This window comes from Pseudoalteromonas sp. NZS127 (assembly GCF_015864805.1).
Taxonomy (GTDB): domain Bacteria; phylum Pseudomonadota; class Gammaproteobacteria; order Enterobacterales; family Alteromonadaceae; genus Pseudoalteromonas; species Pseudoalteromonas nigrifaciens.
Genome location: NZ_JADYWN010000067.1, coordinates 1 through 757 on the forward strand (window position 1 = coordinate 1; position 757 = coordinate 757).

The following is a 757-nucleotide window of genomic DNA, read 5'->3' on the forward strand; positions in this document are numbered from 1 at the left end:
TAGGGGCTGTTGATCTTTGTAGTACATATATCAATCAGCCCACATTGGTAGCCACATCATAGTAAATGCTAAAGCGAGCATTGAATGATAATTTCGTTCAAGCTTTTCATACCGCGTGGCTATCCCTCTATATTGCTTAATACGGCCAAATGCATTCTCAACCAAGTGCCGATATTTGTACATGCACCAGTCAATATCTTCATTGCCTACTAAACTGTTGCCCTTACGTGGAATAACGGGTGTAGCGTTATTATCACGAACAAACGCTCTCAGTTTTTCACTGTCGTAGCCTTTATCTGCGACAACCATATTACTTGTTGGGCAATTAGCTACGAGTGACTCTGCATGGACGATATCATGCGTATTTCCACAGGATAATTCATAATAAACAGGCAACCCTCCGCTATCGACTGCAAGATGAATTTTCGTAGAATTTCCACCTCGGCTCTTTCCAATTGATTCATTGTCAGCAGTTCTTGCACCGCAACTATGTTGATGAGCCCTGACAATACTGCCATCAATGAAGACCCAATCCATGTCCGCATCACGAGATAATGCGCGAAACAGTTCATTCAAAATCCCTTTTTTGGACCATAAATTAAACCGTCTGTAGATAGCACTCCAACGGCCAAAATCAGAAGGTAAATCTCGCCATGGAATACCTGTGCGCATCTTATACAGTATGCCTTCGAGCGTTTTTCTATGGTCGGGCTTATTATAAATTCGACCACTTAAGTACATTACTTTTGATAAGACA

The 757-nt window shown here is 41.6% G+C and carries 1 protein-coding gene; it reads right to left on the minus strand.

Annotated elements, in window-relative coordinates; genetic code table 11:
• Positions 1-30: 30 nt before the first annotated feature.
• Positions 31-757 (minus strand): IS5 family transposase (locus I6E78_RS18455; protein ID WP_442960320.1); only part of this gene is annotated, 727 nt, incomplete at its 5' end.